Source organism: Anditalea andensis (assembly GCF_000714815.1).
GTDB classification, from domain to species: Bacteria; Bacteroidota; Bacteroidia; order Cytophagales; family Cyclobacteriaceae; genus Anditalea; species Anditalea andensis.
In genome coordinates this window covers 212,940-219,371 of the sequence record NZ_JMIH01000034.1, presented here as the reverse complement: position 1 = coordinate 219,371, position 6,432 = coordinate 212,940, and the positions used below count along the sequence as shown (strand labels likewise).

The 6,432-nt window shown below is 41.3% G+C and carries 8 protein-coding genes and 1 pseudogene; 4 read left to right on the top strand and 5 right to left on the bottom strand.

Features of this window, described 5'->3' with window-relative positions:
• Positions 1-283 precede the first annotated feature (283 nt).
• The 5 genes and pseudogenes from EL17_RS21025 to EL17_RS21000 all read right to left on the bottom strand — a co-directional run bounded on the left by EL17_RS21025 (position 284) and on the right by EL17_RS21000 (position 3,509).
• The gene (locus tag EL17_RS21025) at positions 284-496 is read right to left on the bottom strand and encodes a hypothetical protein (RefSeq protein WP_035079061.1); all 213 of its coding nucleotides are present in this window, start codon (positions 494-496) and stop codon (positions 284-286) included.
• Between the two features lie 286 nt (positions 497-782).
• Entirely contained in the window at positions 783-1,085 is a 303-nt protein-coding gene (locus tag EL17_RS21015) for a MauE/DoxX family redox-associated membrane protein (RefSeq protein ID WP_394332179.1), read from the bottom strand.
• Positions 1,086-1,773: 688 nt separating this feature from the next.
• Positions 1,774-2,181: pseudogene (locus EL17_RS21010) on the bottom strand (FMN-binding negative transcriptional regulator); the annotation flags it as partial.
• Positions 2,182-2,287: 106 nt separating this feature from the next.
• Positions 2,288-2,974, bottom strand: coding sequence for a hypothetical protein (locus tag EL17_RS21005; RefSeq protein WP_035079052.1), 687 nt, complete (start codon positions 2,972-2,974; stop codon positions 2,288-2,290).
• A gap of 1 nt (position 2,975) precedes the next feature.
• A complete protein-coding gene (locus EL17_RS21000) occupies positions 2,976-3,509 on the bottom strand; it encodes an RNA polymerase sigma factor (RefSeq protein WP_240486042.1) in 534 nt (177 codons plus the stop codon).
• Positions 3,510-3,790: 281 nt separating this feature from the next.
• Between EL17_RS21000 and EL17_RS20995 the strand changes: the two genes are divergently transcribed.
• From EL17_RS20995 to EL17_RS24130, 4 genes are read left to right on the top strand one after another with little or no spacing between them, the layout of a single operon-like run.
• A complete protein-coding gene (locus tag EL17_RS20995) occupies positions 3,791-4,729 on the top strand; it encodes an SDR family oxidoreductase (RefSeq protein ID WP_316932681.1) in 939 nt (312 codons plus the stop codon).
• An 11-nt stretch (positions 4,730-4,740) separates the two neighbouring features.
• Complete coding sequence (locus EL17_RS20990) at positions 4,741-5,406, top strand: SDR family NAD(P)-dependent oxidoreductase (protein ID WP_205623598.1); 666 nt, start codon at positions 4,741-4,743, stop codon at positions 5,404-5,406.
• Between the two features lie 18 nt (positions 5,407-5,424).
• Entirely contained in the window at positions 5,425-5,640 is a 216-nt protein-coding gene (locus tag EL17_RS23940) for a hypothetical protein (protein WP_205623597.1), read from the top strand.
• 55 nt (positions 5,641-5,695) lie between these two features.
• The gene (locus EL17_RS24130; protein WP_240486041.1) at positions 5,696-6,418 is read left to right on the top strand and encodes an Atu4866 domain-containing protein; all 723 of its coding nucleotides are present in this window, start codon (positions 5,696-5,698) and stop codon (positions 6,416-6,418) included.
• Positions 6,419-6,432 lie beyond the last annotated feature (14 nt).

The window sequence follows — 6,432 nt, the reverse complement described above, 5'->3', positions numbered from 1 at the left end:
CTGGCGCTGATAGACAGCGTGGGGCTGATCCTGAAGGAAGAGGCCGCCAAGCGCGGCATGCACGTCGAGATCCAAGTGGGCCCCGGCCCTGAAAAACCTCCCTCCACCGATATGGTCCAGCGGGAGAACGGGAGTCCGTAGCGGGGGTAAGGTGCCTGGAGGGCCTGATTAAAGGTCCCTAATGTGATCTTTAACCGTGCAAAGCACCATGCCGTACATGCACCCAGGCTACTAAAAAGCTTCCGCCCATCTAACTTATCTCAACCCAAGTTAAACTGAATAATCAACAGCGGGCGGAACTTTTACTAGTAGTGGGAAGTATCAAATAAGGTACAGCAGCGTAATATGGAATCAGAAATTGAAATTCTGTACCCCTGTGGATTTGAAACCCAAATTGATTTTGGATTTCACTATTTGGCTGCGTAAAGGCAAAAGCCAGTACCGCACCCAGAGAAAATACTCCTCCGCGTAGGAGGATTAAAGCATGTTTTTTCATAGCTTTATTGTTTGTTAGTTAAAGATTACCGGTCGTCTTGGCATATCTTCCTGGCCGGGGAGATATATGCGCCTTCCGAGAGGGACGGCCGGTTTTTTTTGCCCCCTGCTGCTGTCCGGCAGCCACCTGGTAGCTTCACGGACAGTGATGGTTTTGCTTTTTATTTAATTCAGTGTTTCACTGACTGCCAAGAAGTGCATTATGAATAATTTGTAATTCCGATTACCATAGATCTAATTTCTGTATTATATATTTGTTTTTAGGGCCCAAATGGGCCTTTCGTTTTTTATGCTTTAAAAAGGCCCATTTGGGCCTTGGCCCTTTTTCTTCTTTCAAGCAGGTAGCCTATGAATGAAATACCCAAGAAAAAGAGGTTGAACAGCAAATGCTGGGACCAGCTCATCGACTGGATCACCCCACCACAGGAGTAGGGGATCCTACCCAACATACCAGTCATCACCACCCCTATATATAAGCTGAAACTACCCATCAGCCACGTACTGATCACCAGCCCCCAGTACCTGAAATAGGGGATGAGCAGCATAGCCGCTGCAGCCAGTTCTATGGCAGGCAGTACATATAGTAGCAGATCAGCTGTCCAGATCGGCCTATCCTAGTCCATCACTACCCCTGCACCAGTCTTGGGTAACGTAGGAGAAACGTAGACTTTATGTATCTCCAAAGGTCAAAGGACCCCTTGTTCAAGGGGCAACCTTTGAACAGGTTTGACAAGAACCATAACCATGGATTGAACGATTGGCCATTCCCATTGTGTGTTGGTCCGACTGGGGATGGCAGACCAATAAAAGAGGTGATATTATTATGAGGGAGCGTTAATTGCTGTGAACTGGATTGGACCTCATTCCACGATGATGAAGATAGTTCCTAATTTTAGGAAATAGCATATGGGAGCGGATAGGGTAAGGAGGCCATGCTGAAAGTCTCCATTTCTTTAGAAATATATGATACATTGTAGACAGACATACCGGTCATCTCTATACCTATGAATTAAATCCAGGAAATAGATTATGGGAAATGACATTCCAGACGCCGAATACTTTTCCAGCTCCAGAGGTCTTTTGGTAATACCTTCAAAGAATTAAAAAAAGAAGACTGATCGTCAGTATGTTTCTATATAGAATTAGGAATTGATATGGGTTTAATAGATGGTATAGTCATCATCTCTGCCAACACATTTCCCCTTTGGCCTTATAGTAAGAGTGGGGTAAGCTGATAATTTATTTCCATAGGCTTCCAATAAAAAGCTCCATCCTTCATCATTCAAAGCTTATACTGATTTTGTCCTGCGTATTATAAATGCCAGACTTTCCTATAGATATCCTATACCTGTCATATGAAGCTTTTTTTAGCCATTGTACTTGATAATGATCCCTAAGGTTTTCCACACTGGCTGCTTCAGCAGCCAATTTTGATGCTATTTTATAATGTTTATGGTCAGGGCTGTGATCCAGTCTTGGATATTGATTTCCCATGTCCATAGGCGGGGAAAGCATAGTCATTTCAAGTCGGTACATTAAGTTTTTGTCATAATGTTTTCTCGAAATATAGGCATGTGGCTCATTGAAAATCACCATCACCGGAATGTTCTCAATGTCCCAGTTATGTTCGTTTGCCTTTGCAAAATGGGAAGTCAGGGTAACGGTGTCCTTCTTGATGGAATGACGGAGTAATAGGGGCCGTGAAAATTACAGTAGATATATAGCTGAATAGCCAAATGTCTGAAGCATGCTCTTTTCCAATGATAAATTCGGCATTTTTATAAAATGGGCATTAGCTGCGAAATGCAGTAGGATGATGTTCCTCCCTTTTAAACGCTTCCAGTTCCTTATAATAATCCATGGCTTTCATAACCGATTTTCCGCCCGAACCCGCTATCATATTCCTAAACCATTTTTTGTCCAAGTTTTCGTGTTTATGGTTTTTATATAACCAATAACTGAAATAGACAAATAAGCCTGTACATAAAGCCTGGAATATGATGTATCCAGGTCCAACTTCTCCGGGAAACCAGTTATTACTTAAATAAAATGTTGTAAAAAACGGAAATTGTAGACACATTATCCTTGCGTGGTCTATGATGGATAACTGAAGCCTTGACAGTTGTTGCTGAATTTCCATTATACTGCCATTATAATTGATGGAGTTGGCCCAAACGAGATGTTTAATGTAGTCTGCAAAGCCTTTAATGTTAACCAGGGTAATTGCTGAAATAGAAAAAATGAAATAATTCCAGGCAGAAGAATAGTCGGACAGAGCATACACTAAGGCGTAACTTAAAAGAAGCAGATATAGAACAAAAGCCATAATTCCGGCAGTTTTCAATTTAATCAATGACTTTAATGAAGACCTGGCTTTTTCATTGATGACTTCTTTTAATAGCAGCTCATTGATGGCTAAAGTTTTGTCGATTTTGGTGTTTTGTAGTTTCCAAATGTTAATCAATTCTGTATTATTCATTTTATTGAGTTTTAAGTTGAGAGTATTGTTGTTTTAAGCTGTTTTTAATGCGGTTTATTTTGGTAGCTACATTGCTTTCGGATATACCGATGATTTGGGAAATTTCTTTGTGAGGCTTTTCTTCCAAATAAAGTAGCATCAGTGCTTTGTCGAAATCTTTTAGCTGAAAAATCATCTGTTGTAAAATACCCAAGTCCGTTTCTTTGTCTTCAATACCGTCATTGTCCGGAAAATTGAAGATTCCATCTGTAAAGGGATTTGATATTTTCTTTCTGCTACTTTCTTTGCGGTAAAATGATATGGCTACGTTCAGTGAAATCCGATACATCCATGTAGAATGTTTGAAATTGTCGTTATAATCATCAAAGGCTTTCCATAATTGGATAATGATCTCCTGAACGAGGTCTTTTCGGTCTTCAACGTCCTTGCAATAAGAATTTGCTACCTTATATATTATACCTTTATTGGATTGAACCACTGATAAAAACAAGTCAGTTTTCTCATTTATATCCATATTTTTACTTAGTCTGTACATCTTCTAAGGTAGTCGATCGGTATATCATTGATTTGGCTGTTTTTCATTGGATTAAATATTTGAGGTGCATAAATATCTGTTTTCTTAATTATTCGCACCAGGTATCAAAATATCACAATTTATAAAAAATAATTAGCCTGATGTCAAATGGACCTTTAGTTCCTTGGCAGAGTAGGTGATCTGGCTTGGCATGTCCTTTTCGATGGTGCTGTGACCTTGACTTAAGCTGTTTTTTATGGACTGGTACTGAAAAAAAAGCATCAAATATAAAGGTTCACGAAATGGCTACGATATTCAATGATTTGGCTAAGTGGCAGGATTTCAATTTCTTCATCTTTGTATCATCATTCAATCATAAATATCAAAGAAAGATGGAAACTCAAAAAGTATGGTTTGTAACCGGCGCCTCAAAGGGGCTGGGGCTTACACTGGTCAAAAAGCTATTGTCCCAAAATTTTAGGGTGGCAGCTACATCCCGCCACATTGAAGTATTGATAGAAGAAATAGGGGATGCCTCGGATGCCTTTCTTCCCCTTAAGATGGACCTGACCGACAATGAAAATGTAAAAGCCGCGGTAACCGAATGCATTAACCATTTCGGAAAGTTGGATGTATTGGTAAACAACGCCGGCTATGCCTTGATGGGCACACTGGAAGAGCTTAGCAGTATGGAGGTTAAGGACAGCTTTGATGTCAACGTGTTTGGTTCCCTGAATGTCATCCGCCATGTAGCACCTCATTTCCGTAAGCAACAGGCGGGGCATATTTTTAACATTTCTTCGATAGGGGGATATGTGGGAAGTTTTCCGGGCTTTGGCATTTACTGTGCTACCAAATTTGCCGTGGCCGGATTGACCGAAGCACTTGCTGAGGAAATGAAACCTTTTAACGTACATACTACACTGGTATATCCGGGCTATTTCAGAACTGGGTTTTTGTCAAAAGGATCTGCACAGACTGCCTTAAACCCGATAGCAGAATATAAGGCAGCTAGACAGATGGAACAGGACCACTTGAACAGTATCAACGGGAACCAGCCCAATGACCCGGAAAAAGCAGCAGATGTGCTGATAACATTAAGTAAAGAAGAAATGCCGCCGGTCCACTTCTTTATGGGAAAGGATGCATACCTATATGCCAAACAAAAGCTGGATCTTATCCAGAAAACACTGGAGCAAAACGAACCGCTTGCTACATCTACAGATATTTCCAATCACTAAATATTAAGACTATGAACGATAAGAAAAAATTGGCCGTGCTGATCACAGGGGCCGGATCGGGAATGGGACTACATACCGCCCGGACATTGGCATTACAAGGGCATAAAGTATATGCAGGAATCAGAGATCCTGACGGACGTAACATTCAAAAATCAGCTGCCCTTAGGGATGATGTGGAAAGCAGAGACAGCAAGGTGGATATCGTAGACCTGGACATACACTTGGAAGACTCCTGTCAGAAAGCTGCTGATACCATCATGCATCATGAAGGAGCGATTGATGTGGTGATACACAATGCCGCCCACTTGTTCATAGGTTATGCTGAAGCTTTTACCCCTGAGCAAATTGCGAGTGCGGTAAACACCAATGTAATAGGGGCCCATAGGTTGAACAGGGCTGTTTTGCCTTATATGAGAGCTCGGAAAAGGGGCTTGATTTTATATGTGGGCAGTGGCATTACCAATGTAACGGCACCTTTTATGGCCCCATATGTAATCGGAAAAGCCGGTTTGGATGCCCTGGCAGAAAATACGGCTTATGAAATAAGTCAATTTGGAGTTGAAACCACTATTTTGATGCCAGGCGTCTTTTTGAATGGCACTTCTCATTTTGAAACTGCAGAGTTTCCAAAAGATAAAGACGTTCTGAAAGATTATGGCGGCTTGCAAAAAGATTAGGACAACTATGGGCCGGGATTGCGTAACCTGTTTAGGTTTGGAGTTGCCCCTATACAGGGGGTAGCGGATAGAATAGCTGAAATATTGGCTCTGCCGGCAGGACACAGACCATTTAGGGATACAGTGGATTACTCAGACTGGTTGGCCGAGCCAGGAAATGGGGTAAGGGAAGCTTTAACGGAGAGGGCTTTTAAAATAATGGGCTATAGCCATCTCCTTAAGGTCAACAGCTAATTCTCCGGGGCTCTAAAGCCTCGGATATCTGTATTTATACTTTAAAAAAATAAACATGTTTTACTTAATCATTTCATTGGAAACGCTCATTCTTTTTCATCTAGCTTCAGATCGATTGCTGTTGAATAAGGAAAGGAATAATGATACCGTTGCCAAAGTATATGGTACATGGCAACCTGAAAGGGGGAGCCTGTTTGACATGTTGTATGAACATGCCACTTATAGGATGATAGAAAGTGATAGTTTTGGTGCCTTTAAATATAAATTAAGGTATAATGAAGCAACTCCGATACTGGCCCAGGCTCGGTCTGCCATCAAATATTGGCCTGAAATTAATGGCTTCCATATTTTAGCTAATTCTGTTTGGCATCATTGTCAGGATACAGGTTACGATAAAGCCATACAAGTCTGCCAAAATGAATTTGCATGGAATTTGGGATTCAGAAAAGGGATAAATTTACAGGGACCGGATGCTCCGGACCAACTGGCCTGGGATAAACCAATAAGAACGAAATTAAAATATATGGAACCGACAATAGAATCAACGAAGGAATATATTGGCATGTGGGTAACCGAAGATGGTTATATACGCCATGAACTGCTGCCCGGCAATCGCTACGATGAAGCACGTGGCAGCCGTAAGAGTGCCTATCAAGGAGCATATAAAGTTTCCGGAAACCATATCGATTATAAAGATGACACCGGATTTACAGCCGATGGTGAGTTCAGGGACGGCATCCTTTATCATGCAGGCATGGTTTTGTACAAAGAAAAATAATCAAATAGATTAGT